This window comes from Planococcus chinensis (genome assembly GCF_042681545.1).
Classification (GTDB): domain Bacteria; phylum Bacillota; class Bacilli; order Bacillales_A; family Planococcaceae; genus Planococcus; species Planococcus chinensis.
This window is the reverse complement of sequence record NZ_JBHUFW010000004.1, coordinates 39,481-64,241: the sequence shown is the minus strand read 5'-3', so window position 1 is coordinate 64,241 and position 24,761 is coordinate 39,481. Positions and strand designations below refer to the sequence as shown.

The window sequence follows — 24,761 nt, the reverse complement described above, 5'->3', positions numbered from 1 at the left end:
TTCTGAAGAGTTCAGCAATAAAAAAAGCATCGCTGCAAGGCGATGCTTTTATTCTATGAGCGAAATCGGGAACACGCAGTCTCCGAAATGTACTTGAAGCGCTTCGCGGTCTGTAGAAGGAGCTCCGATCAGCACACAGCTGGCCGGTCCGGCAGAAGCGGCCATATCGACATTCGCCGAAACGTGAACTGGTTGGCCGAACAACAATTCCGCTTCATGGGCGATTCCCTTTGAGCCGACCGGCCAGACGCTCTGGATCAGCCCGGCCGACAAGGCACCAGCAATTTTTTTGAGGTCCGCCCTGCTTTCGCTTTGTTCCAGAACCGCTTTTCCCACAAGCGGCTTGCCGTATATGTACCAGTAAAGCCCGTCCGGCTGCTCGACTTTCCTCACTCGCTTTCCTAGCATCGTCACGGCAACGCCCGACTGCAAGGTGGCCATATTGGTTTCGGAACTCCCTGCCAGCTGCGGAAGCGGCCGGCCAAGCTCTGTGAACAATTCCGTGATTCCCTCCAGATAGAGTTTCCACTGGGCTTCGCCGCTGAAATTATGGACGAGGATCGCCTCCGGCTCGCTGCCAGCAGCCCATTGTTCAAGCAGAGCGACGCGCGCGGCGAATTTCGCTGTCATGGCATCTGCTGCAAAAACCGCATCCGCCGGTTTTTCGCCGATGGCCGCACTATTGTCCGATGTCACGATCAAGTCGCCCAGTTGCAGTTCATGCCTCATAAGAGCGCCTTCTCTTTAATGCCGGAAAGCACCGGCATAAGAGCGCCAGCAACTGCCGCATTCAATGCAGAAGCGATCAAAAGGCCTGGAACGGTGGCATAGAAAAATGCCGGGGACAACAGGAAATAGAACGGCACCGCTGCAATGATCCCGTTCACCGAAATAAAGGCGATCCATTTGGATCTCCGCCATCCCGACTGGTGCAGTTTCGCGAACAAAAAGAGCGCTGCAAACATTTCCAGCGAAATCAGAACATGAAACGGCCCAAGCGGGAAGCCGCCAAGCATGGCGGACATCAGATGGCCGAGCGCCGCGATGGCGCCTGCGCCCGGTGCCGAAAAAAACAGCACAGCAGCAAGGGCCGGCATCGAGTCCATCGCAATGGACGCAATGCCAAGCGGGATTTTAATCATCCCGCCGACCGCCGACAAACTGATGAACAGCGCGAACAAGGCAATTTTCTTCGCCGGCATGTTATTCACTTTTCTTTCCGCGTCCGCCGTTTTTAAAAACTTTTGCGCTGCGAACGTATTCGTTGTCCGGAACGCCTGCCCGTGAATTGACGACGCGCGACGCAGCAAATAAATAATCCGACAGGCGGTTCAAATAACGCTGAACAACCGGCGGGAAATCTTCCCCGGCTTTCATCAATGTCACCGTCTGGCGTTCTGCCCGGCGGGTGATCGTCCGTGCAATATGCAGCGTTGCTGCAGCCGGCGATCCGCCCGGGAGGATAAAGCGCTCAAGCAGAGGCGGTTCGTCCATCAGCTCATCAATGCGGGACTCGAGAACTTCCACCGGCTGTTCGGTCATTTTATACTGAGGCTCTTTTCGCACATCTGCCAAATCCCCGCCGCAGTCGAACAATTCATTTTGGATCGCTTCAAGGTCTTCCAGCAGATCCGCATAAATTTCAGGATCCAGTTCGGTCATGGCTTTTCCGATAAATGAATTCGCTTCGTCAATCGTTCCATATGCCTCTACGCGCGGATCGTCTTTATCCGCACGCGCTCCGATCAAACCTGTTTGTCCTTTATCGCCCGTTCTTGTATAGATTCTCATGCAAATCCGCTCCTTTTAAAGTTTCTGGTATGCCGTACCAAATCCGTGTCACCGATTCCGCTGCTGTAAACATTTGCTGATACAAGCGGCCGACCACATCGCGCATTTCCCGTTCAAGCGGGTCAGCCGGCACGATGCCGCGGTTGAGGTCGGTCAAGATCCAGATTTGCCGCTTTGGTGCCTGGCGCGCGATGGCCTTTTCCACCATTTGTACAATTTTTTTCTCATCCGTGCCGTTTTGAAGCTGCGCTTTTATCCAATTTTCCAACCCTGCCGCCACAACGAGCGGCGCAGCCTCCTTCGGCAGCTCCCCTTCGTACCAGACCGCTTCCCGGTCTCCGGCAAGCTCTTTTACATACTGGCGTTTGCCATTAAAGGCGCCACCGAAAACGATATGCATCGCTGCCCCTCCTCGTAAGCTTTTCTGTTCTGCCACACGATGCTGTGGCAATGGCCATGAAGTGCGGCCTGCTGACGGAACGCACCGCCAGTCGCCTGCGCTGCCAGCCACCGGATCGGGCCTCCGTGCGTGATGACCGTGAATTCATTGCCTTCCGGAAGCGACCGCACCGCACCGTCGATGCGCACGGCCAGCTCCCTAAGGCTTTCGCCTTCCGGCGGTGCTATTTCCGTCGGATCATCGATCCACGAGCGGTAGCGCGGATCATGCTGGAGCTGTTCGTAAGTTTTTTGTTCCCACGTACCAAAATGGCATTCGCGCCAGCCGGGATTTGCGTGGTAAACGGCCCTCGGAAATAAAACCTCGGCGGTTTGCCGGCAGCGCGCCAGATCACTGCCCCATACTTCCCGCTTCCTGAAATCCGCTGCTGCTTCAAACGGCAGCACCGGTTCATCGGTCCAGCCGATGTACCTCTTTTCCTTATTGCCTGCAGTCGGCGCATGGCGAATCAGATGAAGAATAAAATGACCATCCATAGCAATAGCTCAGCCCCTTCCACAAAAGCTCCGAACAAATCGCCCGTGGCGCCGCCGAAATGTCGAAGGCAAAAACGGCGGTACAACAACAGCATGAGGCCGAAAACGGCCAGCACAACGGACGCCAGCAGCCACCCGCCTATATACAGAAGCAGCATCCCTACAACCAGCAAATACAGGAAAGCGGCGGCTCGGATCCACCGCATCTCCGCTTTCCCCTGAAAAAAAGCGGCAAGGCCGTCTGTCTTCGCGCTTTTTGTCCAACTGAACAGCAGCAGCAATCCGGTCCTTGAAAGCACCGGAACCGCCATCAGCCATAACAGCGGCATAGCCGAAAAGCTTTCTGCGATCAAAATGATTTTTCCGGCGATGGCTAAAATCAGCGCCATGGTCCCGAAAGCCCCGATTCTGGGGTCGCCCATGATCTCCAGGCGCTTTTTACGATCCCGATAGGAAAAGAAAGCGTCTGCGGTATCCGCGAGGCCGTCCACATGCAATCCGCCTGTAGCCCCTAGAAAGACGAGCATCAATAAAAATCCGCTTAGGAGGGAGCTTGCATCCGTGTATTCCCGTAACAGGAACGCGCTCCCCATGGCAGCTGCGCCGAGCAGTGCTCCGACAATCGGCAAAGCGATATACATCGCTGTGATGTCCCGTTTTTCCATCGGCAGCGCTTTTTTCACAGGCACTATTGAAAAGAACTGGAACGCGAGCGCGAATCCGGTTGTGATGTTTTTCATCATTTGCCCGCCTCCATGATCTTTTCTACGGCGGCCCAGTCCATATGCGCTTTTACGTGTTCCGCCCACTGTCCGTAGCGGTCGGCCTGTTCCACATCAATCGGCTCCGGCAAGCTCTTGGCTTTTCGGATCGGCGCGAGAAACGCCCTTCGGCATTCCGTATTATTAAAAAATCCGTGGAGGTGTGTGCCTAACAAATTGCCGGACAAAAAGCCCTCAACTCCGCCCGTAAAATGGATCAACGGCGATTCCCCTCCGCCTACTCGACCTGCATGGATTTCATAGCCTTCTACCGGAATATCCTGCTCCGAAAACCGCACATGCCCGCTACGCCTGGCTACCAGCTTTTCTTCATTGAAAACCGTTTCCATGCCTTTGATCAAGCCGAAGCCTGTTTCCAGGTTTGCCGGTGGGCCGTCGAGTCCAAGCGGATCCCGCAGAATCTCTCCCATCATCTGATAGCCGCCGCATAAACCGACAATCCGGCACTCCTCTTTTAACGATTCCAATTTCTCGTGGAGCCCCTGCTTTTTCCAGTGGCGTAAATCAGCAATGGTGCTTTTGGTTCCCGGAATGACCAAAATATCGGGATGGCCGATTTCTTCCACCCCCTCCACCCAGCGTACAGTGGTATCCCTTTCATTGAAAAGCGGCTCCAGGTCTGTGAAATTCGACAGGTAAGGATGCTTTATTACAGCTATATCGATGGCGCCCGGCAACGCTTGTTTCTCCAAGGCGCTTACGCCGAGCGAATCTTCCTGTTCAATCTGATGGCCGCTGAGATACGGGATGACCCCAAGCACCGGCAAGCCGGTATAGGATTCCAGGAATTCCACGCCGTCCTGGAACAGGCGGATGTCGCCCCGGAATTTATTGATCAGCAAGCCTTTGACGCGCTCCGGATTCGGAATCAGCGCAAGAGTTCCGACAATGGATGCGAAAACACCTCCCCGCTCGATGTCCGCAACGAGGATCACCGGCACGTCCGCTTTTTCAGCTACGGCCATGTTGACCAGATCCCGGTCGTTCAAATTGACTTCCGCCGGGCTTCCCGCTCCTTCAATCACGATATGGGTGAAGTCTGCTGCCAGGTTGGCCAGTGCTTGGTCAATTGCAGCTTGGCCTTGTTCGTAAAATCGCTGCCGGTAATCCATCCCATCCATCACCAGCGTTTTTTTGCCGAACAATACCACTTGGGATTTCATATCGCTTTCGGGCTTCAGCAAAATCGGGTTCATGTCCACAGTCGCTACTACTCCTGCCGCTTCCGCCTGCACCCCTTGGGCCCGGCCGATTTCTTCGCCAAAGATGGTTACGTAAGAGTTATTGGACATGTTTTGCGATTTGAAAGGCGCCACGCGCTTGCCTTCGTCAGCCATGATCCGGCAGAACGCGGTGCAGATCATGCTTTTGCCGACATCGGATGAAGTTCCTTGGATCATTATCCCCTGCATTTTGTCACTTCCTTTTGTAAGCGAACCCATTTTCCATTTCGTATGCTTCCTTGGCTTGGGCGACGAGCCAAAGATGAATCTTGCCGAGCCAGAACTGATACGTTCGGTCACGAATAAAATCATCCAGCACTTCATTCGAAACGATCACCAAAACGGCGGCTATTTCCTGAATTCCTATTAACGTCTCTTGCAGTCTGGCCCATTTCTTCTCCATGCAGCCGGGTTGTTCTGCACAAGGCATGCCGTTTTCCCAGCCTTCGTATAATTCATTGGCCAGCCAGGTGGTGACGCAGTCCCAAAGAACGGCATCTCCCGGCTGTAGTTTCGCCAAAGCGTCTTCCAGGTGCAACGGCTGTTCGATGGTCGTCCAGCCCCGGCCGAGGCGGTCCATGCGGTGCCGCTCAATCCGCGCTTTCATTTCCGCGTCATAGGCTCTTCCGCTTGCGAGATAGATGCTCCTCGCCGCTTCTGCATCCAAAACCTTTTTTTCTGCCCAGGCGCTTTTGCCGCTGCGGACACCGCCGCTGACAAAAATCAGTGTGCTTCCAGCCATGCCGCAATCTCCTCCCGCAGCTGCACCATCTGTTCCGGTGCTTTCATGCCGATGCGGAACCATTGCCCGTCCATGCCGCGGAACGATTCGGTGTGCCTAAGGACGATGCCTCTTTGCAGCAGGTCTTTGAAAAACAGATCCGGCCGCTTGTCTTGAGGCAGGCGGAAGGACAGGAAATTCACTTTTGAATCGGTCGTCTTGCAGCCGTTTTCTTCTAAAAACCGTTTCATTTCCTGCCGCTCCAACTCGGCGGCTTCCACAATCCGCCCCCGGTATGCCGCTTCATCGAAGCAGCGCGCCCCTAAAATTGCCGAGATGGCATTGACGTTCCAATGGGCGGCGCCTCTTTTCAGCTCTTCAATAATTTCAGGATCCGCTATTGTATAGCCGAGCCGGAGTCCGGGAATCGCATACATCTTGGTCATCGATCGGACGATGATCAAATTCGGAAACGCTTTTTGCCGTTCGATCATGGAATGCTCTTCCCCTGCAAAATCGATGAATGCTTCGTCCAAGACAAGTTCGCATTCCGCTGCTTTGCATGCCTCCGCCAGAAAAATCAGTTCGTCCTGTTTGAGCATATGCCCTGTAGGATTATGCGGATTGCAGATATAGAGCGCTGCGCTGCCTTCGAGCTCATCCACGATGTCGGCCATCGGCAAACGCCATCCGGCTTGCGGCGTCAATTGCACCGCAGCAATCACAGCATCCTCCGCTTCCAAGGTTTTCCGGTACTCGGAAAAAGCCGGTTCAACCAGGACCACCCGCTTGCCGCGGTAGCGCTTGGCAAGCCAGGTGAAAATTTCCGCAGCGCCGTTGCCGGCAGCCACGCGTGCGGGTTCTACTCCATGATACGCGGCTGCCGCTCCGCGAAACGGCTCTGCGTCGGGGTCCGGGTAGCGCCGGATGGACTCCAGCATTTCCGGCCACACCTGTTCGATAAAGGCTGGCGGGCCGAAAGGATGGACGTTTTCACTAAAATCCAGAATCGTTTGCGGCGCCGCCAGCCCCGCCCGTTCAAACAATCGATGCGGATTTGCTCCGTGGTCAGGTAAATTCAATGATCAGCCCTCCTATTGCAAAAAGAATGAAAAACCAAATTGCTGCTGTTTGCATATGCTCCACTGCTTTCCGGATATGTGCAGCTTCCAGGCGGTAGACCGGCTTGCCCATGCGTGCCCGATGGGAGGGAATGCCTTTGTATGTATTCAAGCCGCCCAGTTCAATCCCCAATTGGATGGCCGTCGCGGCTTCAAGCCAGCCGCTGTTCGGGCTGGGATGCTTTTTGGCGTCGACTCGCCATTCCACAAAACGCTGGCGAAACGGCAGCCTTCTTTTATTCTTGGTCGTAATCAGGATCAATGCGCCGGTAATCCGGCTTGGGACGAAGTTCAATAGGTCATCCAAGCGGGCGGAGGCGAAACCGAATCTTTCAAACTCCTGATTTTTGTATCCCACCATCGAATCGCAGGTGTTGACTGCTTTGTAAAGCCATAACCCCGGGGCGCCAAGAAGAAAAGCCCAGAACAGCGGTGCCGTCACTCCGTCGCTGGTATTTTCCGATACCGTTTCGACCACGCCGCGCGTGATTTCACTTTCACCCAAATCCGCGGTGTCGCGGCCCACGATCCAGCTCAGTTTTTCCCGAGCCTGCTGCCAGTCGTTATTGACGAGCGGCCGGTAGACCTCTTCCGCTGCATCTTTCAGGCTTTTCTGGGCAAGGCCAGAAGCGATCAAAACCGCTTCCGCCGAAAAGCCCAGGATCCAGTGGATTGCATACGCCCCTTTAATGAACATGTACGCAGCCCCGAATGCCAGACCGGCGACTAGCACTACCATGAAGAACCCGTTGCGAAAAGCATGCGGAGGCCGGTTCCAGCGCTTTGACAATCCAGCAATCACCGTTCCAAGCCAGCGGACCGGATGCGGCCACGACGGCGGGTCCCCTACGAGCCGGTCCAAGGCCATGCCCAAGGCAATCGCGGCGATATGGCCGATCATTGTTTTTTCGCCTCCCGGTAAAGGGCGATCGCTTCCACCGTACATTCGAACACGCCGGTGCCGATCAAACTGCCCAGTTCCGTAATCGGGCCTGCATAAGGAAGCGTATCCCCTCGCTGCGTGGCTGCTACGAGGCAGCTGTCTGTCGAGGTACCGGTTGCGATGGTGCCGGTCAATGGATCCTTCACCCCTTCCTGATGAAGTGCTTTGGTCTTCGCTTCGGTGGCCGTGATCATTGCTTGGATAAATGCTTCATCGGATAAGGTGCCGTTGACGAAGATCCACGTATTGATTGTACCGACGCCAAGCAGCCGTTCAGCCGCTTTGGAAACATCGACGGCATTGCCGACGCCTGCTGTCACCGCAATCACGACAGAACCGAAGGAAGCCGGAAATTCCTTGACGACGGCATGTTCCGTTTTCACGGCCGTCATCATCCCCACCGTATCGGTCGGTTTGAAGCCGCGGCTTTCGATAAAACGGGTCATGTCGGACAGGCTGTCATCGATATTGTAATCCATGTCCACATGGCGGTTGATGAAGGTCCGGAACCAGCCAGCCCCCGCATTGATGACTGCAGAAGAGACGGTTTTCAACGGCACCGGGCTTTCATACAACACCATTTCTGCAGATGCCGAGAAAGCTTCCGCCCGAATCACCGACTCTTCCAGCAGGCCTTTCACACCTGGAAGCAACGTAATCTGCGGTTTTGGAAGCTCAGGATGGGGATGGTTGCTGACGCGCGCATGGTATACCGTTTCGATATCCGATTCCCGCACCACTTCATGCGGCTCACCGATGCGTACGACACGGCCCTTATCGAGCAGCAGCAATTGATCGCAGTACATCGAAGCCAAGTTGATATCGTGAAAAATTGAAACGACCGTCAGTTCTTTTTCGATTGCCTGTTTTTTGATCGTATCGAGCAATTCCCGCTGGTGATTGATATCGAGATGGTTTGTCGGTTCGTCCAAAAGCAGGACTTGTGCGTGCTGGGCGAGAGCCTGTGCGACGAATACCCGCTGCTGCTCCCCGCCAGACAATTGGTCGATCGGCGTGTTTTCATAATGCCGGATAGCCATTAAATCCAATGCTTCCACAACCGCAGCTTCGTCTTCGTCAGACCAGGAAGAGAACCAGCCGCTTTGATGCGGATAGCGGCCGAGCGAAACGGTTTCACGGACAGTATGGGCAAATGCATGGGCGTGCAGCTGGGGCAGGACGGCCATTTTTTTTGCCAGTTCTTTTGCGCCGAAACTGCCAATCGCCTGACCGGCAATTTCCACGTGGCCGCTTTTGGCCGGCAAGACGCCGCTGACCAGTTTTAGCATCGTCGATTTCCCGCTGCCATTCGGCCCGAGAATGCCGAGCAGCGAACCTTTAGGCACTTCAAAAGACACGCTTTCTACTATATTCTTGTCTCCGTATCCGCCGGTAAGTTCTGTGATTTTCAGCATATCAAGCCACTCCTTTGCGCTGCCGGAAAAAGATGAAGGCGAAAACCGGCGCTCCGATAAATGCAGTAATGACGCCAATAGGCAATTCCGTCGGGGAAATGATTGTCCGTGAAACCAGATCGCAGACGATCAGCAAAGCGGCACCATTGATGAAAGACAGCGGCAGGACATGGCGATGGTCCGAGCCCCAGATGAGGCGGACCATATGCGGCACGACCAGTCCGACAAACCCGATTGTGCCGGATACGGCGACCGCTGCTCCCGTCAGGACAGAACCGCTGACCAAAATCATCATTTTGCGTTTTTTCACATCCACACCGAGGTGCTGCGCCCGTTCTTCACCGAACAGCATGGCATTCAACTCCCTGCGATTAAGCCAAAGGATGAACGAACCGATGAGGATGAACGGCAAGGCCATCTGGACATACGGCCAGCCACGCATCGATACGCTTCCGAGCAGCCAGCCGATGATCTGGCGCAGTTCTTCCCCGGTCAAAGCAATCATCAACGAAATCAATGAACCAAGAAACGAACTGAAAATGATCCCTGTCAGGATGACCGTCTCCATTTTCATCGCTTTGTCCACAAGTTTAGCAAATGCCATCACGGCGAGCATTGTTAACAAAGCTCCAATCATGCTCATGACCGGCAGCGTATAAATGCCGAGAAAAGGGATCGAAATGCCGAAAAAGAGTGTCATCACGGCGCCGACTGAGGCACCGGAAGACACTCCTAACGTGTAGGGATCAGCCAATGGGTTTTTAAGAAGCCCTTGGAATGCGGCACCCGCGATCGCGAGTGCGGCGCCAACAAGGCCAGCCAGCACTACGCGCGGCATGCGGATATTCCATAAGATATTGGCTGCTGCTTCGTCCGACGCCGGATTCCATAGCACGGCCGGCGAAATCGCCACCGTCCCCACCGTCACTCCCAGCACCACTGCCCCTGCCAATAGAAGAAGAGAGACAAGGTAGGCGGCAATGGTTTTACTCACTGAATACCTCAGGGTATACCGCTTCAGCCATTTCGAGCAAGCCCTCAGTCAATCTTGGGCCCGAACGGTTGACCAAATCCGAATTAACATCAACAACTGCCTTTTCCTTCACCGCAGCCACACTTTCAAAGCCTGGACGCGCCAAGACTTGATCGACTGCTTCCGGTACATAATAGCCATATGTCGTCAAAATCACATCCGGATTGGCTTCAACGATCGCTTCCGGATCCATGCTAACCCAGCCTTCAAGGTCTTTAGCAACATTTTCCGCATTGATGATTTCAAGCATATGATCCATAAAAGTCCCGCTTCCTGCTGTATAGATTTCCGGATCTCCGGAAACTTCGATAAATACTTTTTTCGGTTCTTTAACCGCACTTGCCTGCTCTTTTATTTCCTCCACTTGCACTTCCATTTCAGAAACAAGCGCATCCGCTTCTTCCATGGCGCCAGTCGCCTGGCCGATTACCGTAATCGTATCATATACTTCATCAAAATTTTTCGCTTCTTGCACCACATAAACCGGAATGCCGGCATCGCGCAGCTGCTGGAATCCAGCTTCTCCGACGGCAACGCCTGATTCATGAGCCAGCACCACATCCGGGTTCAAGCTAATGATTTTTTCCACGTTGAATTCCTGTCCGCCGATTTTTTCGACTTTGGCTGCTTCTTCCGGATAATTATCAAAATCGGAAACTCCGACTATTTTTTCGCCGAGGCCCAGTTCATACGAGATTTCCGTGTTCGACGGAATCATCGAAACGATGGCATCCGGTTCTTCTTCAATCACGACTTCTTCGCCGACAGCATCCGTCAATGTAACTGGAAACTGGGCTTCCGCCACTTCCTTCGGCGGCTCAGCCGGTGTTTCAACGTCCTGTTCCTCAACTGCCGCGTTTTCTCCGCCGCATCCTGCCAGCATTACGGCTGCAAGCCCTGCACTCATCCCAAACTTCCAAAACTTTTTCATGGTGGTTTCCTCCAATTTTCTTTTTCCATTCAGCGCTGAGCCAGCGGAGGGGGACCGCTGGCTCAGCGCTGAAGCCGTGCTTTTGCTCATTATGTATTCCGATACCGCTGCGCTTTCGGGCCTTTTCCAATGAAAAGACCCCCCGCAGCGATGCGGAGGGTCTGAAAGGACGACATAAAAAAACATGTGCATCCAGCCGGTCCTCGCAGGCTTAAAGAGCGTTTCATAAAGGCAGGTCTCCTGGCTCGTGGTCATTGCGTTCTGCACCTTCCCGAAGATCGGCTTCAGTGGCATTCTGCAGATTGCTCTCACTTACAGTGGCGGGACCGCGCCGGAATCGAACCGGCTTCCCTTTTAACTCATGTTCTTAGACATAAGCACCTTTATGATATGAATATTCAATTCCGTTACAAAATCCATTATACACGAAAAAAATTCCGTGTCTCTTACATTTTTTCCGGAGCTGCGACACCGACCAGTTTCAAGGCATTTCCAAGCGTCGTTTTCACGGCAGTAATAAGCGCCAGGCGCGCACGCGTCATTTCCTCATTCGAAGCATCCAGGACTTTATTGGCGTTGTAGAAACTGTGGAAATTGGCCGCCAGTTCGTGGATATACGTTGTCACGCGGTGCGGTGCGCGCATTCTTGCAGCGTCCGCCACCACTTGCGGGAAGTCGCCGAGTTTCTTCATGACATCCACTTCCTTTTCGGAACTGAGCAGGCTCAGATTCTCCGTCGAAGGCGTGAAGCCAAGTTCTTCTCCTTGGCGCAGGATCGAGCAGATGCGGGCATGTGCATATTGCGAGTAATAGACCGGGTTTTCATTGGACTGCGAAACCGCCAGATCCAGATCGAAATCCATATGGGAGTCGCCTGAACGCATCGCGAAGAAATAACGTACGGCATCCAAGCCGACCAGTTCAACCAGCTCGCGCATTGTCACCGCTTTGCCGGTACGTTTGCTCATCTTCATCTTCTCGCCGTCTTTATACAGCTGCACCATCTGGATGATGCTCACTTCAAGCGTGTCGCGGTCATAGCCCAGCGCTTCGATCGCCGCTTTCATGCGCGGGATATAGCCGTGGTGATCGGCTCCCCAGATGTTGATGAGCTTGTCGAAGCCGCGTGCTAATTTATCTTCGTGGTAAGCAATATCCGGAAGCAAATAAGTGAACGATCCGTCGTTCTTGATCAGGACGCGGTCTTTGTCGTCGCCGAATGTCGTCGAACGGAACCATGTTGCGCCATCTTCTTCATAAATATGGCCATTCGCACGGAGCTTGTTCAGCGCCACATCGATTTCGCCTTTTTCATAAAGCGATGTTTCCGAGAACCAAACGTCGAATTCGACGCGGAAATCAGCCAGATCTTTCTGAAGCTTTGCAAGCTCCACTTTCAAGCCGTGCTTGCGGAACGCTTCAAAGCGTTCTTCTTTGGTCATGGATACGTATTTGTCGCCGTGCTCTTTTACCAAGTCTTCCGCGATGTCCTTGATGTCCTGCCCGCGGTAACCGTCTTCCGGCATGTTCAGCTCCTGGCCGAGCGCTTCGAAATAACGCGCTTCGATCGACCATGCCAAATTGTTGATCTGGTTGCCGGCGTCATTGATATAGTATTCGCGCGATACATCATATCCCGCAAGGTCCAATACGTTGCAAAGCGAATCGCCGACAGACGAGCCGCGGGCATGTCCAAGGTGCAAGTCGCCAGTCGGGTTCGCCGAAACAAACTCGACCTGGACGCGTTCGCCGCCGCCTGAATTGGTGCGGCCGTAATCCGCTCCTTGTTCCAGGACCGTCTTCACAACGTCCAGCAAATACTCCTTCTTGATGGTGATGTTGATGAAACCTGGTCCGGCAATTTCGATTTTCTCGATGTTGGCTGCTTCCTTGTCAATGTTTTCAAGGATTGCCTCGGCAATCGCACGCGGCGCTTTCTTAGCGACGCGCGTCAATTGCATCGCGATGTTCGTTGCGTAATCCCCGTTCGCTTTGTCTTTCGGCGACTCCAAAAAGACGTCCACCGGCTCTGCCGATAATTCCGCTTTCTGGACCGCTTCGCTGATTGCTCCTTTAATGGCGTGCTGTACTTTTTCTACTGCATTCATTGTGTACCCTCCGTAAATTGGATTTCCATCACGTATTCCCCGACAAAGCTTTCGCCCATCGCAAGATCGTAGCGGACTTTGAAATGTGTGTCGCTGACTGACAGCTCATGCGCTTTGGTCGTCAGCATGAACGAACCGTGTTCATTCGTCAAATTGCCGGTTTGCTCTTTATGTAATAAAAACGGCAGCCGCATCTGCAGGCCTCCGCTTCTCATAACCATTGCGTCCTCTTGTCCGAGCTTCACTGTGGTCCGGATGTCCAGTTCGTCCTGCCGCTCCTCGTACTGCAAGTAGCGCCGGTCATTCTTCACCGTCATCGTCCCCTCGGACCACATTTCCATCTTCTGTTCTTCCACGTCCGGCTGGCGGATTATGGTCGTCAATTTGATTTTCACCATTTTCCTCATGCCGCCTGCCCCCTTTTAAGTAATAGCCTTTCCATTATAGCCCGATTCGGCAGACATTTTCAATTGAGGGTTTGCCGGAATCCCGACAAAACGGGCAGAAATGCAAAAAACCACTCCGGGGAGTGGCTGATTGCGATCAAGAAAACCGGCTGCGCCGGATTACCGGATGTACGTTTTTACGAATGAAGGCCGCGCAAAGATATTCGGTTTTTTGTCGATGCCTTCCGCAGTTCCACGCTTAGCGTGCGCCTGCCCGTAGGATTCCGAACTTTGCCAGTTCTTGAACGACGCTTCGTCTTTCCACATCGTCAGGATGATGTATGTATCTGAACTCTGCGGACGCAAAACACGGATCGCTGCGAACCCGGGCTCCCCTTCCACCTTGCCGGCACGGTTCTGGAAACGCGCTTCAAAAATCTCCCTGCCTTCCTCCGTCACCGGAATGTTGTTGAATACCGCAAAGTAGCCGTCGTTGATGTCGCCGACTGCATTCAGCACTTGGAACGCTTCAAAGCCCTCGGGAGCTGCGCCTCCTTCCGCTTCGAACAGCACCGTCGATTCCTCGCCGTCCACCAGGTAGATCAGCCGTGCGTTCGGCGTTCCAGCAAGCATTGCAACACCCTGGTCTCTATGTCCTGTCCATTTATACAATTCCATCGCCAGCACCTCTTTCGGATTTATATTCCTTTCCATTTTATCTTTTCTGGCGGAAAGAATCTATCCGGACCATTCGTGCGCCGCCGTCAGCCCTTTTCGTTCAGTCCGAGTTTCCGGATAAGCGGTTTGATCGTCAAACCCTGGACCACCAAAGAAAACAACACGACCGAGAATGTCAGAAGCAGCACCGTGTCCCTTCCATCAAAACTCGCTGGAAGGCTGAGCGCCAAGGCGATGGAAAGGCTGCCTTTTAGTCCGCCCCAATTGAGCAGGATGCGCTCTTTCCGGTTCAGGCTTTTCGCCGGCAGTGTACTGATGAACAGTGCAACAATCCGCGCTCCAATAACGATGAGAATTGCATAGATGACAATTTCCCACTGGCCGTTCAAATCAATATTGCGGATTTCCAGGCCAACAATCAGGAAAATCAGTGAGTTGGCAATCAAAGCAATGACGTCCCAAAATGAATTGATATTCTGTTCAGTTACCTTGGACATTCCGATTTTCCCGCCATAATCAGCAAAGACAAAACCACCCGCTACTACGGCAATGACACCCGAGACGTGAAGATGCTCGGCTATAAAGTAACTGCCGAAAAACAACAAGGCCGAAACGGCAATCTCAAAAGGATAATCGTCATAAAAGCGGATGACTTGCGAGAAGAGAAAGCCAAGGATGACCCCAACCAGGATTCCGCCTACCGCAAAACGCAGGAACAACCAAACGCCGCTTCCGACGCCTGCCCAGCCCATTTCGATATAGGTCAATAAATAAACGGATGCAATCTGGAAAAGCACGATCGCAATCCCATCATTGAACAAGGATTCCCCTTCCATGATGGTGGACAATTTTTCGGAAACACCTGCCGATTTGAAAATAGAAAGTACGCTGATCGGATCCGTAGCGCTCATCAAGGCCGCAAAAGTGAAGGCCACAGCAATCGGCAGCCCGATCAGGAAATATCCTGCAAAACCGATGATGATAAAAGACAAAAAAGTTCCGCCCAAGGCAAGCCCGATGACCGTATTCTTCTGCTTGTATAAATGGTGAAACGGCAATTTCAACGTAGCATCTCCCAGAAGGATGGGCAGGAACAGCGAAATGATGATGACTTGGAAAACATTCGATTGGGTAATGAATGCTTCCGCCTGGTCAACCAGCGGAAATGGCAAATTGACGATACCTAATAGAAGGCCGACCAAAACGAGTGCAATCGTATCCGGCTGGTTGATTTTCCTTGCAACTCCGATGACCGCTATCGCAATGGCCAGCAATATTAGAATCTGAATAAACACTTCATTAAAATCATGCATTCTGCATCGCCCCCATCTGCCTGTTACCCTTTCCATTGCTCAAAAAGAAGCGCTGTAAACATTTTTAGTGGAGTCAAACGGAGTTCATCCCTTCGAACCCTTATATCACGCGGCTTATTGGACAACTTTAAAAGTACGAGCTTAACCGGCAAAGGGCAAGGCCCGCGGCATTTCTGCCTGGCCTTGCCCTTCCACGATCCCGCTTCTTCTATCCAGCAGCTGAAAAGCGAATCGGCGGCGACTTCTTTTCCTTATTTTCCGCTGGCGCCCTCCACAAGAAACGGAGTTTCAGCCATCTGCCCTGGCACACGGCCTTTGAACCCCATAGCCGTTTGCTCCGCTTTTCTCCAATTGATATATCCGTACACGGAATTGATTAAGTACAAGCTCCACATGACGAACATCGCAATCGTTTCGCCATTCTGGAAGAAGAAATTGTATCCCCACAGCACCATCGACATGGCATTGATGAAAATCCACAAGTTCCATTGGAAGGCGATGCGCTTCACCATGAGGATCATCGCAACGATGCTGAGCACCGTTGTGGTTGCGTCAATGATCGGCAAATTGCCGCCCATCAAGGTCAAAATCCATGCGTAGAGTGCGATTGCGGCAGCAGACCCCGCCACGAGCAGCGCTTTCTGCTTCAGGGTCACAGCTTTCACTTCCACGTCCATTTCGGTTTTCTCCTTGACGGCAGGATCGGCTTGCTTCGCTTTCCCGAACCAGATGTACCATCCCAAAATATTCATCGGCAAATAATATAGGCCGTTCAGCATCACTTCCCCGTAGAAACCCGCGCCGTAGGAAATATATGCGTATAAGATCACGTTGGCTACGCCCAGCGGATAATTCCAGATGCTCCCTTTCGCGCAAAGGAACACGCAGAGAAATCCGAGCAGTCCGGCAATCAGCGCAATCGGGGCATCCCCCCAATATACCGATAATCCGATCATCGCCAAACTGCCAAGCACCACGAACAATTTTTCGAACAAGTCCATTCTTTTGAAAAACTTGATTACTTTCATATTCATGCCTCCGCTTCTTTTGTGTTTCACTTCCCTTCCATATATTAATGTCTTTACATGTGTAATGACACCCTTTTAATTATTAAAATGATAAAAATACCACTTGTTTTTCCAAGAGTGTGTTCGAGAAAGCAAAAAAAGCACAGCTGACCGCTATTAAAACCTAGCGAATCAGCGTGCTTTTTATGGATGGAGATCTTAACGATTTTATTGCCACGACAGAACCGATTGACGGTCCGGTTTTATTTCACCCAACCGAGAATCATTTCACGGATGAGTTTACTTGCAGTGTTGGCAGTCTGGTCGGAATGGTCATAGACCGGTGCCAGTTCGACCAAGTCGAACCCGACAACATTCACGCCGGACGCTGCAATGGCGTGGATCGATGCCAATAGTTCGCGCGACGTGATGCCGCCTGCGTCGACTGTGCCTGTTCCTGGCGCATGCGCCGGGTCCAAGACGTCCATATCGATCGTAACATAGACGTTGCGGCCTTCGAGCGTCGGCAGGACTTCTTTCAACGGCTCAAGCACTTCGAATTTCGAGATGTGCATGCCGTTCTCTTTCGCCCAGACGAATTCTTCTTTCATGCCCGAACGGATGCCGAATGAATAGACATTTGACGGTCCAATAAGGTCGGCGATTTTACGGATCGGCGTGGAATGCGAATATTCTTCGCCTTCGTAGTTTTCGCGAAGGTCGGTATGTGCGTCAAAATGGATGATCGCCAAATCGTCGTATTTGCTCGCAACGGCTTTCATGACCGGAAGAGACACCAAGTGCTCGCCGCCCATGCCCATCGGGATTTTATTGTCCGCAAGCAACGTGTGGACATAGGTCTCGATTTCAAGCAGGGATTTTTCCGGGTTGCCGAACGGCAATGGAATGTCGCCTGCGTCGAAGAATTTTACATCTTCCAGTTCGCGGTCAAGGTACGGGCTGTATTCTTCCAGGCCGATTGACACTTCACGGATTTTGTTCGGGCCGAAACGGGAGCCCGGACGGTAGCTGACTGTCCAGTCCATCGGCATGCCGTAAAGGACCGCTTTGGATTCTTCATAGTTCGGGTGGCTTTTGATGAATACTTTTCCTGAGTACGTCTCGTCAAAGCGCATCTTATTCGCCTGCCAAATCTTTCACGAATTTCGGCAATACGAATGCCGCGTTGTGCAATTCTTTCGTGTAATATTTGGTGTCGATGTCGTGGAAACGCTCAGCCGGCACTTCCAGCGGGTTGTATTTTTTCGAACCGATTGTGAATGCCCAGAGGCCTGACGGGTAAGTCGGGATGTTCGCCAAGTACAATTTTGTGATCGGGAAGATTTCCTTCACGTCTTTTTGCACTTGCTCGATCAAATCCGCTTTGAACCATGGGTTGTCGGATTGTGCGACAAAAATGCCGTCTTCTTTCAAGGCACGCGAAATGCCCGCATAGAAACCTTTCGTGAACAAGTTAACTGCCGGGCCGACCGGTTCAGTTGAATCCACCATGATGACGTCGTATTTGTTTTCGGATTCTGCGATGTGCATGAATCCGTCGCCGACGATTACGTCAACGCGTGCATCTTCAAGGTCTGAAGCGATTGAAGGCAAGAATTTTTTCGAGTACTCGATCACTTTGCCGTCAATATCGACAAGCGTCGCTTTTTTCACAGAAGGGTGCTTGAGCACTTCACGGATGACTCCGCCGTCTCCGCCGCCAACAACCAGAACGTTTTTTGGATTTGGATGAGTGAACAATGGAACGTGCGCCACCATTTCATGGTAAACGAATTCGTCTTTCTCAGACGTCATGACCATGCCGTCAAGGAAAAGCATATTGCCCCATTCAGCCGTCTCTGCCATCTCCAAGTATTGGAAATCCGTTTGCTCGGTATGAAGCGTTTTATTGATTTTCATCGTAATCCCGAAGTTCTCGGTTTGTTTTTCTGTGTACCAAAATCCTGCCATCTATAATCAAACTCCTTTTCGCTCAAATTAAAACTACTTAAAAAAGTATAATTCTTTTCAACAAAAGTGCAATATTTTTTTGCACAGTCCCCTTTACCCGCTCGGCTCCTGAATATGCGCAAAATAAAAAGGTTTTCTGCGGCGGGAATTTTTCCAGACGCAGAAAACCTTTTTATCCTGATGGCGCGGAGAAAGAGACATGAGGCATTGGGCTTGGGTTTTCTCGCAATGGCTCACGGCACTTGTCCGCTTCTCAGGTGTCCTAGCTTTCTATTCAAAAGCTGTATTTATAGTGTACTGCCTTTCATTGCCAACTTCAACCGCCTGTGTAAGGCAATTTCAAATGTCACATTTTGTTCAAATTCCAGAAAGGATTATGCATTCAAATCTTGACGGAGCTGGGGTTCGCTGCGTTCCCACATTTCCGGGTTATGGCTTCGCAAGTATTCGGCAAGCACCCGTTTGGACGGTTCATCCATATGGTCGACGATGATTTTGCGCTTCATCGATTTGTCCATCAAGTTGACGTGTTCGGCCAAAATTTTATAGCCGCGGCGTTTTTCGCGGTTGACGACCATCTCGCAAGCCGTGACGCCTGCGTAATAAGGGCCCTGCGGATTGAAGTCAATGGTGATCCAGATGAGCCAATACGGCTTGCCGCCAGCCGAGTCTTCCCGGTTCGTTGTGAATTTGATGCCTTTTTCCACCTGGCTGCGCGCATGCATCGCGCCGATGTCGATGAACGCTTCCTCTTCCTGGATGTCGATGAACAGCGGCGAGACGTTCTCAAGCGACAGCGAGCCGATGCCGTAGCCTTTATGGCCGTCCGTCGGATCGTTCTTTATAATGGTGAATCCTACTTTTTGTTTCGGTTTTTCTTCGTTTGCCATGTGTACATTCCCTCCGTTCTGATATGATTGAGATATCTTTATTAAGGCTTGTTAAGTTCACAGGTATGGAGCTAAACAGCGGAGACTGCCGCGGGACAGCGAAGTGCCGAGATCCACTCGGGCGCAAAGCCCGAGTTAGCTCGGCGCAAGCCCGCAGCAAAGCGGAGCTGTTTTGCGGAATACCCTACTAACAAACACAAAGCCTAATTCAAAAAAGGAGCTGTATCCATTATGCCATACGTAACTGTCAAAATGCTTGAAGGCCGCACGGAAGACCAAAAACGCGCACTTGTTGAAAAGGTCAGCGAAGCGGTTGCTGAAACAACTGGCGCACCGATCGAGAACGTCACGGTCTTCATCGAAGACATGAAGAAAACCGATTACGGCGTCAAAGGCAAACTTTTTAGCGATATCTAAATCGCTTTCGCCTGTTGATATGGAAAAACTCCCGTTACGGGAGTTTTTTTAATTCCTTAATTCTTCAATAAACCCGTAGGCTTCTTCGATTTCGTCTTGTGTGAAGTTCAGCTTCGCTTTGACGACGTGGAGCTTTTCGATCTGCTCGTCGCGCTCCATATGGTCGAAATACAGGAGCGTCGCCGTCAGTTCAAGAAAGCGGCTGCTTTTGCCGTTCAGCTTAGCAGCAACTTCAGGCGACTCGAGAATCGATTCCTTCAGTGTTCCGCGGAAGTCGGCCCCTTCTTTGGTGACGCTGTATTTGTATTGGACGTACGAACCTTTGTCTTCAAGTTCCTCGGACAAAAACCCCATATCGCATAGTTCTTCTACTCGAGCTGTCAGTTCCTCGGAATACGGCCCGTAGATATGAAACTCGTATTTTTCCTGGAACGGCACGCCCAGTTTTTTCAATATGTAAATCATTTTCTGCATTTTTTTGCGGCCGGTGATGCCTTCCGCTGTCGCGATGAAATCCACGATTTTTGCGTGTTCCTGGAGCAACTAGACCCCTCCTTCTTTAAGCATTTCCAATATCTGCTGCTTGATGGCTTTTTTCTTGCCATCTATCAATAATTCCGCTGGGAAATAGAGTTTATAATCCGTTCTGCGCTTTCCGGAAATCGCTTCGACAATCTGCGACAGGCGCGACAATTCCTTGATGTCGCCGTTCGGCATCAAAAGATGGATCGGCAGGCGTTCGCCTTCTTCGCCGGGGCGGTAGAAGTCGTACGGCAGATCCGATGTCGAATCGTCCACGAGGTAGTAGTCCGGGTCGATGCCCGCTTTCTGAAACAGCCGCGCGAGCTCCCCGAGCTTCCGGTAATCCTTGCCGGGGTCGAAATCGACGTACTGGAACAGGCGGCGGTTGACGAACCGGTCGCTCATATCGGCGAGGATCGGATCGCGTTCGTCCATCCAAAGCTGGAAGTACGTCATCAGGACGCCTTCATCAAGCGCCAAATAATCCTTCAGCGTGAACGTTCGGTCGAAGAAGGCCATGAAATGCGTCGGTGGCTGCTTGAATTCATAGCCGCTGTCATGGAGTTCCTTCGCGCGCTGCAGGATCTTCCGCAGAATGACTTCCGCGCTGCGCGCCACCGGATGGAAATACACTTGCCAATACATCTGGTAGCGGCTCATGATGTAATCCTCGACGGCGTGCATGCCGCTCGCTTTGATGACGACCTGATCGTCGATCGGCCGCATGACGCGCAGTATGCGCTCCATGTCGAAATGGCCGTAGGAAACGCCGGTATAGTAAGCGTCCCGCTGCAGGTAGTCCATGCGGTCGGCGTCGATCTGGCTGGAAATCAGCGAGACCACTTGCTTGTTCGTATAAGTTTTGGCGATGACTTCCGCGACTTTTTTCGGGAAATCCCCGCTCACTTTTGTCAGGATCTGATTGACTTCGGTATCGCCAAGCAAAATTTCGCGCGTGAAGTTCTCATGGTCGACATGGAAGACCTTTTCAAACGAATGCGAGAACGGTCCGTGGCCAAGGTCATGGAGAAGCGCAGCGCATAACACGACGAGCCGTTCGCTTTCATCCCATTCCGGGCGGCCATGGAAAATGTCGTCGGAAATCCGGCGGACGATTTCATAGACGCCGAGCGAATGGCTGAAGCGGCTGTGTTCGGCTCCGTGGAATACCAAATAAGAGGTGCCGAGCTGCTTGATGCGGCGAAGGCGCTGGAATTCACGGGAATTGATCAAATCCCAGATGACTTGGTCGCGTACATATATGTATCGGTGAACCGGATCTTTGAATACTTTTTCTTCAGCTAGCTTCTGTGTAGCATACACGGCCGCACCTCCAATTTTTCTGCGTACTGAACATTTTACCCCAGTCCGAGCCCCTCATTCAAGGGGACGGTGGAAGCATTTTCCGGTTGCGCTCAACGACCCGTTCCAAATAAAACCGGTACAGTTCCATCTCGTCGGGCGCAAGCGGCCGGGGCGCCGGCATCCCGAGCATCCCGTAAAGGTCGAGCACCACTTGTTGCACGGTCAACGGTTTGCCGAGCAGCTCGCTGAGCGACGCCATCACTTGGGGTTTTATTTCCGGGTAGGCGAACTTGGTTTCTTCGCCCTTCAGCCCCGCTTCATAAAACCCGCGGATCAGTTCCGCGCGCTCGGCTCCCGACCCTTCGATACACAGATAGACCTGCACCGCGATGCCGCGGCGGATGCGGCGCTGGGAAATGCCGGCGAATTTGCGGCCATCGATGCTGAGGTCGTATGACCCGGGGCAATACGACCCGACGATTTCATAAGCTTCGATCGGCGCTTCCGGAAACAGCTCCTGCACAAGTTCGACCATCAAGTCGTACCCGGCAGGAATGTCGATGGCGTTTTCTTTCTCCGACAAGACAAGCGAAATGTTCAGGACGCCGGCATCCAATACGACGGCAAGCCCGCCCGAGTTCCGGACAATCGGCTCATAGCCATGCTCGCGCAAATACGCCATCCCTTCTTCGATGTGCGGCAGCCGGTGGTCCTGGATGCCGAGCACGACGGTGTCATCGTGCACCCATGTGCGGACGGCGGACGGGCTTTTGCCGGAGCCGACCAATTCGCACAGCAGGTCATCCGCCGCAAATGATTCAAGTGCGGAACGGTTTTTGGCGCTCAGGGACTGGTCCCAAAACCGCCACTCGGTTTCTTTTTCAAATAAAGACATGATCGTTTCTCCTCTTTCAATTGCTTGTTCTAAGTGTACCCGAGATGGGGGTCTGTGAAAACCCGCTTTCGGCATGTCAAATTGGTGACAGTCCGCTGTTTTGGAGGAAGTTGCCAGGCTGTTGTGATAAACTGATTTTGTGAGATTCAGACTAAAGGAGTGTTTGATAAATGAATGAAGCAGCGATTACATTAGACGGCTGGTACGTCCTGCATGATTTCCGGTCGATGGACTGGGTGTCGTGGAAAATGCTGACGGAAGAAGAGCGCCAATTCGCGATCGATGAATTCCAGGCATTTATGGACAAAGTCAACCAAGCCGATGAAAACAAAACCGGTGCACACGCATTGTACTCAATCGTTGGCCAAAAAGCCGACTTGATGCTGATGCTTCTGCGCGAAACGATGGACGAACTGCGCGAGCTTGAAACGGAATACAACAAGCTGACGTTGATCGCGTATACGGTTCCGACCTATTCGTATGTATCGGTTGTCGAGCTTTCCAACTACCTGGCTGGGAAATCGGACGAAGATCCATACCAGAACCCGCACGTGCGTGCACGCTTGTACCCTGAACTTCAGCGTTCGCAGTACATCTGCTTCTACCCGATGGACAAGCGCCGTGAAGGCGATGACAACTGGTACATGCTGCCAATGGACACGCGCAAGGAATTGATGCTGTCCCACGGCAAAATCGGCCGCAGCTATGCCGGCAAAGTGAAACAAATCATTTCCGGTTCTGTCGGCTTTGACGACTACGAATGGGGCGTTACATTGTTCGCAGACGACGTTCTCCAGTTCAAGAAATTGATCTACGAAATGCGCTTTGACGAAGTCAGCGCGCGCTATGCGGAATTCGGTTCATTCTACGTCGGCACACGCCTCGACGCAGAACGCACAGCGAAATTCCTGGAAGTGTAAGATGCCAAAACCGCCCTCGGGCGGTTTTTTTCGTTTTAGAGCTGGTTAAAGTAGCAGCGTGACACATTTTTTCTTACAACATTTGTATTTACTTGCCTTTTCAATCGGAATACTTTCCTTCCGTTCCAAAATATTATCCTTTTGGCGGCAAGTACTGTCCGGGATCGATGAAATATTGTCTGCCCTGGCGATTTACTATCCGGGACGCAAAATTTTTGCCGATTGCTTTTTTTTGAGTAGTGAACGCACCTCAACACTAATTTCCAGAATTCTGACACAATTCTCCTTCAATCCCTCTCTCTTTAAACGGTATACTAAAAGAAAAACGGGGTGTTTGTATGTTCGTGATGCGCCAGACAAACTATGCAAAATGGGCTCTTGCTTTACTCCTGCTTGTACTCACCAGTAATTTTCTGTTGTACCGCTCGCCTCTTTCCAAACTCGTGATTCCCGAAGACACGTTTTGGCTCGTTGAGGGATCGCTTGTGGACTTCGCTTTTGTCGCGCCGCTGCTCATGCTTGCCGCTTTCCGGCTGTCATTCAAGCACTTTCTCGCATTGATTGCCGGAGGCTTTGTACTCGCCCGCTTCGTCATCCCTTCCCTTTTTTTTGAACCGTTCACCCATATGTTCTACATAGGCATCGGTTTGGAAGCGCTGGTTTTATTCGCCGAGATCGCGTTTCTCGCCCTGCTCCTTTCCCATGTGCCGGCCATTATCCGCTCCATCAAAAGCCGACCGGAAAGCCCGCTGTTCACGTTGCTGCCGGCCGCTTATGAACGCATCAAACCCAATCCACTGGTAACGGTCATTTTATCCGAATCACTGATTTTCTATTATGCCTTTTGCTCCTGGAAAAAACAGCCGGAAGAAAACGCGCATGCAGTTTCACTCCATAAAAACACCAGTGCCATCGCGTTCTATTTGATGATGATCCATGCAATCCTGATCGAGACCATCGGCATCCATTGGTGGCTCCACGAGAAGTCGATGGTGTTGTCGATAGTCCTGCTCGTCCTCAACATCTATTCGGTCGTTTATTTCATCGGTGAAATCCAGGCCATTCGCCTGAACCCGCTGCGAATAAAAGACGAAAAGCTCTACGTTTCGCTAGGGTTGAGCAAACGGATGGTTGTGCCGCTTGCTGCGATTTCTGACATCCGCTGGGGAGCGGCTGCCGACAAAGAAGCGCTCACCTTCGTGGCCCAGGATTTCACCGAACCGGAGCCGCAAGTGGTTATCGACTTCAAAGAGCCTCAGCCGGCTACCTTGTTTTTCGGCCGCACGAAAAATGTTTCGCAAATCGCACTAACCGTCGATGATCCAGCTAAATTAAAACGCCTCTTGGGCCAATAAGACCACCGGCTGGCTGTTTTATTCGTTTTCAACGTATTTTTCTTCCATTATTTAGATTTACTTTCCTTTCGTTCTATAATACTTTCCCTTCGGCGGCC

Annotated in this window: 27 protein-coding genes and 1 riboswitch; of the genes, 3 read left to right on the top strand and 24 right to left on the bottom strand. The window is 52.1% G+C overall.

Annotated features, from left to right (window positions below; translation table 11 throughout):
• Positions 1 to 48: 48 nt before the first annotated feature.
• The 21 genes from ACFSDB_RS02840 to ACFSDB_RS02740 form a co-directional block, all read right to left on the bottom strand.
• A complete protein-coding gene (locus ACFSDB_RS02840) occupies positions 49 to 729 on the bottom strand; it encodes an alpha-ribazole-5-phosphate synthase (protein ID WP_204891093.1) in 681 nt (226 codons plus the stop codon).
• On the bottom strand, positions 726 to 1,202 hold the full coding sequence (locus ACFSDB_RS02835; RefSeq protein WP_204891094.1) for an ECF transporter S component: 477 nt from the start codon (positions 1,200 to 1,202) through the stop codon (positions 726 to 728). Before ACFSDB_RS02835 ends, ACFSDB_RS02840 begins: the two co-directional genes overlap by 4 nt.
• Position 1,203: 1 nt before the next feature.
• Positions 1,204 to 1,791, bottom strand: a complete 588-nt coding sequence (locus ACFSDB_RS02830) for a cob(I)yrinic acid a,c-diamide adenosyltransferase (RefSeq protein WP_204891095.1) — start codon at positions 1,789 to 1,791, stop codon at positions 1,204 to 1,206.
• Positions 1,763 to 2,191: a bifunctional adenosylcobinamide kinase/adenosylcobinamide-phosphate guanylyltransferase gene (locus tag ACFSDB_RS02825; RefSeq protein WP_204891096.1), complete on the bottom strand. Its 429-nt coding sequence runs from the start codon at positions 2,189 to 2,191 to the stop codon at positions 1,763 to 1,765. Before ACFSDB_RS02825 ends, ACFSDB_RS02830 begins: the two co-directional genes overlap by 29 nt.
• Positions 2,143 to 2,727, bottom strand: a complete 585-nt coding sequence (locus ACFSDB_RS02820; protein WP_204891097.1) for a histidine phosphatase family protein — start codon at positions 2,725 to 2,727, stop codon at positions 2,143 to 2,145. The genes ACFSDB_RS02825 and ACFSDB_RS02820 overlap by 49 nt, the downstream gene beginning before the upstream one ends.
• Positions 2,700 to 3,470, bottom strand: a complete 771-nt coding sequence (cobS, locus tag ACFSDB_RS02815; protein WP_204891098.1) for an adenosylcobinamide-GDP ribazoletransferase — start codon at positions 3,468 to 3,470, stop codon at positions 2,700 to 2,702. Before cobS ends, ACFSDB_RS02820 begins: the two co-directional genes overlap by 28 nt.
• Positions 3,467 to 4,921, bottom strand: a complete 1,455-nt coding sequence (locus ACFSDB_RS02810; protein ID WP_204891099.1) for a cobyric acid synthase — start codon at positions 4,919 to 4,921, stop codon at positions 3,467 to 3,469. Before ACFSDB_RS02810 ends, cobS begins: the two co-directional genes overlap by 4 nt.
• A gap of 4 nt (positions 4,922 to 4,925) precedes the next feature.
• Positions 4,926 to 5,474: a bifunctional adenosylcobinamide kinase/adenosylcobinamide-phosphate guanylyltransferase gene (locus ACFSDB_RS02805; RefSeq protein WP_204891100.1), complete on the bottom strand. Its 549-nt coding sequence runs from the start codon at positions 5,472 to 5,474 to the stop codon at positions 4,926 to 4,928.
• Positions 5,456 to 6,535, bottom strand: a complete 1,080-nt coding sequence (cobD, locus tag ACFSDB_RS02800) for a threonine-phosphate decarboxylase CobD (protein WP_204891101.1) — start codon at positions 6,533 to 6,535, stop codon at positions 5,456 to 5,458. Before cobD ends, ACFSDB_RS02805 begins: the two co-directional genes overlap by 19 nt.
• Positions 6,522 to 7,475 carry an adenosylcobinamide-phosphate synthase CbiB gene (gene cbiB / locus ACFSDB_RS02795; RefSeq protein ID WP_204891102.1) on the bottom strand — a complete coding sequence of 318 codons (954 nt, stop codon included), beginning with the start codon at positions 7,473 to 7,475 and terminating at the stop codon, positions 6,522 to 6,524. Before cbiB ends, cobD begins: the two co-directional genes overlap by 14 nt.
• Positions 7,472 to 8,932 (bottom strand): adenosylcobinamide amidohydrolase, encoded by a 1,461-nt coding sequence (locus ACFSDB_RS02790; protein ID WP_204891103.1) that lies wholly within the window; start codon positions 8,930 to 8,932, stop codon positions 7,472 to 7,474. Before ACFSDB_RS02790 ends, cbiB begins: the two co-directional genes overlap by 4 nt.
• A 1-nt stretch (position 8,933) precedes the next feature.
• On the bottom strand, positions 8,934 to 9,926 hold the full coding sequence (locus ACFSDB_RS02785) for a FecCD family ABC transporter permease (protein ID WP_204891104.1): 993 nt from the start codon (positions 9,924 to 9,926) through the stop codon (positions 8,934 to 8,936).
• Positions 9,919 to 10,896 carry an ABC transporter substrate-binding protein gene (locus ACFSDB_RS02780; RefSeq protein WP_204891105.1) on the bottom strand — a complete coding sequence of 326 codons (978 nt, stop codon included), beginning with the start codon at positions 10,894 to 10,896 and terminating at the stop codon, positions 9,919 to 9,921. The genes ACFSDB_RS02785 and ACFSDB_RS02780 overlap by 8 nt, the downstream gene beginning before the upstream one ends.
• Before the next feature lie 213 nt (positions 10,897 to 11,109).
• Positions 11,110 to 11,296, bottom strand: a riboswitch (cobalamin riboswitch).
• A gap of 46 nt (positions 11,297 to 11,342) precedes the next feature.
• A complete protein-coding gene (argS, locus tag ACFSDB_RS02775) occupies positions 11,343 to 13,004 on the bottom strand; it encodes an arginine--tRNA ligase (protein ID WP_204891106.1) in 1,662 nt (553 codons plus the stop codon).
• Positions 13,001 to 13,411 (bottom strand): YwiB family protein, encoded by a 411-nt coding sequence (locus ACFSDB_RS02770; RefSeq protein WP_204891107.1) that lies wholly within the window; start codon positions 13,409 to 13,411, stop codon positions 13,001 to 13,003. The genes argS and ACFSDB_RS02770 overlap by 4 nt, the downstream gene beginning before the upstream one ends.
• A gap of 159 nt (positions 13,412 to 13,570) precedes the next feature.
• Positions 13,571 to 14,068, bottom strand: coding sequence for an antibiotic biosynthesis monooxygenase family protein (locus tag ACFSDB_RS02765; protein WP_204891108.1), 498 nt, complete (start codon positions 14,066 to 14,068; stop codon positions 13,571 to 13,573).
• A gap of 86 nt (positions 14,069 to 14,154) precedes the next feature.
• Positions 14,155 to 15,381 (bottom strand): cation:proton antiporter, encoded by a 1,227-nt coding sequence (locus ACFSDB_RS02760; RefSeq protein WP_204891109.1) that lies wholly within the window; start codon positions 15,379 to 15,381, stop codon positions 14,155 to 14,157.
• Positions 15,382 to 15,632: 251 nt separating this feature from the next.
• Entirely contained in the window at positions 15,633 to 16,409 is a 777-nt protein-coding gene (pnuC, locus tag ACFSDB_RS02755) for a nicotinamide riboside transporter PnuC (protein ID WP_204891110.1), read from the bottom strand.
• A 242-nt stretch (positions 16,410 to 16,651) separates the two neighbouring features.
• On the bottom strand, positions 16,652 to 17,524 hold the full coding sequence (speB, locus tag ACFSDB_RS02750) for an agmatinase (RefSeq protein ID WP_204891111.1): 873 nt from the start codon (positions 17,522 to 17,524) through the stop codon (positions 16,652 to 16,654).
• 1 nt (position 17,525) lies between these two features.
• Positions 17,526 to 18,359, bottom strand: coding sequence for a spermidine synthase (gene speE / locus ACFSDB_RS02745; protein WP_204891112.1), 834 nt, complete (start codon positions 18,357 to 18,359; stop codon positions 17,526 to 17,528).
• A gap of 374 nt (positions 18,360 to 18,733) precedes the next feature.
• Entirely contained in the window at positions 18,734 to 19,249 is a 516-nt protein-coding gene (locus ACFSDB_RS02740; protein WP_204891113.1) for a YwhD family protein, read from the bottom strand.
• A gap of 231 nt (positions 19,250 to 19,480) precedes the next feature.
• On the opposite strand from ACFSDB_RS02740, the gene ACFSDB_RS02735 reads away from it, so the two are divergent.
• On the top strand, positions 19,481 to 19,666 hold the full coding sequence (locus ACFSDB_RS02735) for a 2-hydroxymuconate tautomerase (RefSeq protein WP_204891114.1): 186 nt from the start codon (positions 19,481 to 19,483) through the stop codon (positions 19,664 to 19,666).
• Between the two features lie 48 nt (positions 19,667 to 19,714).
• On the opposite strand, the gene ACFSDB_RS02730 is transcribed toward ACFSDB_RS02735, so the two are convergent.
• The 3 genes from ACFSDB_RS02730 to lipL are packed head-to-tail and all read right to left on the bottom strand — an operon-like array spanning position 19,715 to position 22,388.
• A complete protein-coding gene (locus ACFSDB_RS02730; RefSeq protein ID WP_204891115.1) occupies positions 19,715 to 20,209 on the bottom strand; it encodes a YwgA family protein in 495 nt (164 codons plus the stop codon).
• Positions 20,210 to 21,511: an HD domain-containing protein gene (locus ACFSDB_RS02725; RefSeq protein WP_204891116.1), complete on the bottom strand. Its 1,302-nt coding sequence runs from the start codon at positions 21,509 to 21,511 to the stop codon at positions 20,210 to 20,212.
• A 58-nt stretch (positions 21,512 to 21,569) separates the two neighbouring features.
• Positions 21,570 to 22,388 carry an octanoyl-[GcvH]:protein N-octanoyltransferase gene (gene lipL / locus ACFSDB_RS02720; RefSeq protein WP_204891117.1) on the bottom strand — a complete coding sequence of 273 codons (819 nt, stop codon included), beginning with the start codon at positions 22,386 to 22,388 and terminating at the stop codon, positions 21,570 to 21,572.
• Positions 22,389 to 22,558: 170 nt separating this feature from the next.
• On the opposite strand from lipL, the gene hemQ reads away from it, so the two are divergent.
• Positions 22,559 to 23,308: a hydrogen peroxide-dependent heme synthase gene (gene hemQ, locus ACFSDB_RS02715; RefSeq protein WP_204891118.1), complete on the top strand. Its 750-nt coding sequence runs from the start codon at positions 22,559 to 22,561 to the stop codon at positions 23,306 to 23,308.
• 338 nt (positions 23,309 to 23,646) lie between these two features.
• Entirely contained in the window at positions 23,647 to 24,663 is a 1,017-nt protein-coding gene (locus ACFSDB_RS02710; RefSeq protein ID WP_204891119.1) for a beta-carotene 15,15'-monooxygenase, read from the top strand.
• The last annotated feature ends 98 nt before the right edge of the window (positions 24,664 to 24,761 follow it).

Excerpts from the sequence above, each read along its gene's own strand:
- ACFSDB_RS02840 (WP_204891093.1), bottom strand. The coding sequence starts at position 729 with ATGAGGCATGAACTGCAACTGGGCGACTTGATCGTGACATCGGACAAT.
- ACFSDB_RS02835 (WP_204891094.1), bottom strand. The coding sequence starts at position 1,202 with ATGCCGGCGAAGAAAATTGCCTTGTTCGCGCTGTTCATCAGTTTGTCG.
- ACFSDB_RS02830 (WP_204891095.1), bottom strand. The coding sequence starts at position 1,791 with ATGAGAATCTATACAAGAACGGGCGATAAAGGACAAACAGGTTTGATC.
- ACFSDB_RS02825 (WP_204891096.1), bottom strand. The coding sequence starts at position 2,191 with ATGCATATCGTTTTCGGTGGCGCCTTTAATGGCAAACGCCAGTATGTA.
- ACFSDB_RS02820 (WP_204891097.1), bottom strand. The coding sequence starts at position 2,727 with ATGGATGGTCATTTTATTCTTCATCTGATTCGCCATGCGCCGACTGCA.
- cobS (WP_204891098.1), bottom strand. The coding sequence starts at position 3,470 with ATGATGAAAAACATCACAACCGGATTCGCGCTCGCGTTCCAGTTCTTT.
- ACFSDB_RS02810 (WP_204891099.1), bottom strand. The coding sequence starts at position 4,921 with ATGCAGGGGATAATGATCCAAGGAACTTCATCCGATGTCGGCAAAAGC.
- ACFSDB_RS02805 (WP_204891100.1), bottom strand. The coding sequence starts at position 5,474 with ATGGCTGGAAGCACACTGATTTTTGTCAGCGGCGGTGTCCGCAGCGGC.
- cbiB (WP_204891102.1), bottom strand. The coding sequence starts at position 7,475 with ATGATCGGCCATATCGCCGCGATTGCCTTGGGCATGGCCTTGGACCGG.
- ACFSDB_RS02790 (WP_204891103.1), bottom strand. The coding sequence starts at position 8,932 with ATGCTGAAAATCACAGAACTTACCGGCGGATACGGAGACAAGAATATA.
- ACFSDB_RS02780 (WP_204891105.1), bottom strand. The coding sequence starts at position 10,896 with ATGAAAAAGTTTTGGAAGTTTGGGATGAGTGCAGGGCTTGCAGCCGTA.
- argS (WP_204891106.1), bottom strand. The coding sequence starts at position 13,004 with ATGAATGCAGTAGAAAAAGTACAGCACGCCATTAAAGGAGCAATCAGC.
- ACFSDB_RS02770 (WP_204891107.1), bottom strand. The coding sequence starts at position 13,411 with ATGAGGAAAATGGTGAAAATCAAATTGACGACCATAATCCGCCAGCCG.
- ACFSDB_RS02765 (WP_204891108.1), bottom strand. The coding sequence starts at position 14,068 with ATGGAATTGTATAAATGGACAGGACATAGAGACCAGGGTGTTGCAATG.
- ACFSDB_RS02760 (WP_204891109.1), bottom strand. The coding sequence starts at position 15,381 with ATGCATGATTTTAATGAAGTGTTTATTCAGATTCTAATATTGCTGGCC.
- pnuC (WP_204891110.1), bottom strand. The coding sequence starts at position 16,409 with ATGAAAGTAATCAAGTTTTTCAAAAGAATGGACTTGTTCGAAAAATTG.
- speB (WP_204891111.1), bottom strand. The coding sequence starts at position 17,524 with ATGCGCTTTGACGAGACGTACTCAGGAAAAGTATTCATCAAAAGCCAC.
- speE (WP_204891112.1), bottom strand. The coding sequence starts at position 18,359 with ATGGCAGGATTTTGGTACACAGAAAAACAAACCGAGAACTTCGGGATT.
- ACFSDB_RS02740 (WP_204891113.1), bottom strand. The coding sequence starts at position 19,249 with ATGGCAAACGAAGAAAAACCGAAACAAAAAGTAGGATTCACCATTATA.
- ACFSDB_RS02735 (WP_204891114.1), top strand. The coding sequence starts at position 19,481 with ATGCCATACGTAACTGTCAAAATGCTTGAAGGCCGCACGGAAGACCAA.
- lipL (WP_204891117.1), bottom strand. The coding sequence starts at position 22,388 with ATGTCTTTATTTGAAAAAGAAACCGAGTGGCGGTTTTGGGACCAGTCC.
- hemQ (WP_204891118.1), top strand. The coding sequence starts at position 22,559 with ATGAATGAAGCAGCGATTACATTAGACGGCTGGTACGTCCTGCATGAT.
- ACFSDB_RS02710 (WP_204891119.1), top strand. The coding sequence starts at position 23,647 with ATGTTCGTGATGCGCCAGACAAACTATGCAAAATGGGCTCTTGCTTTA.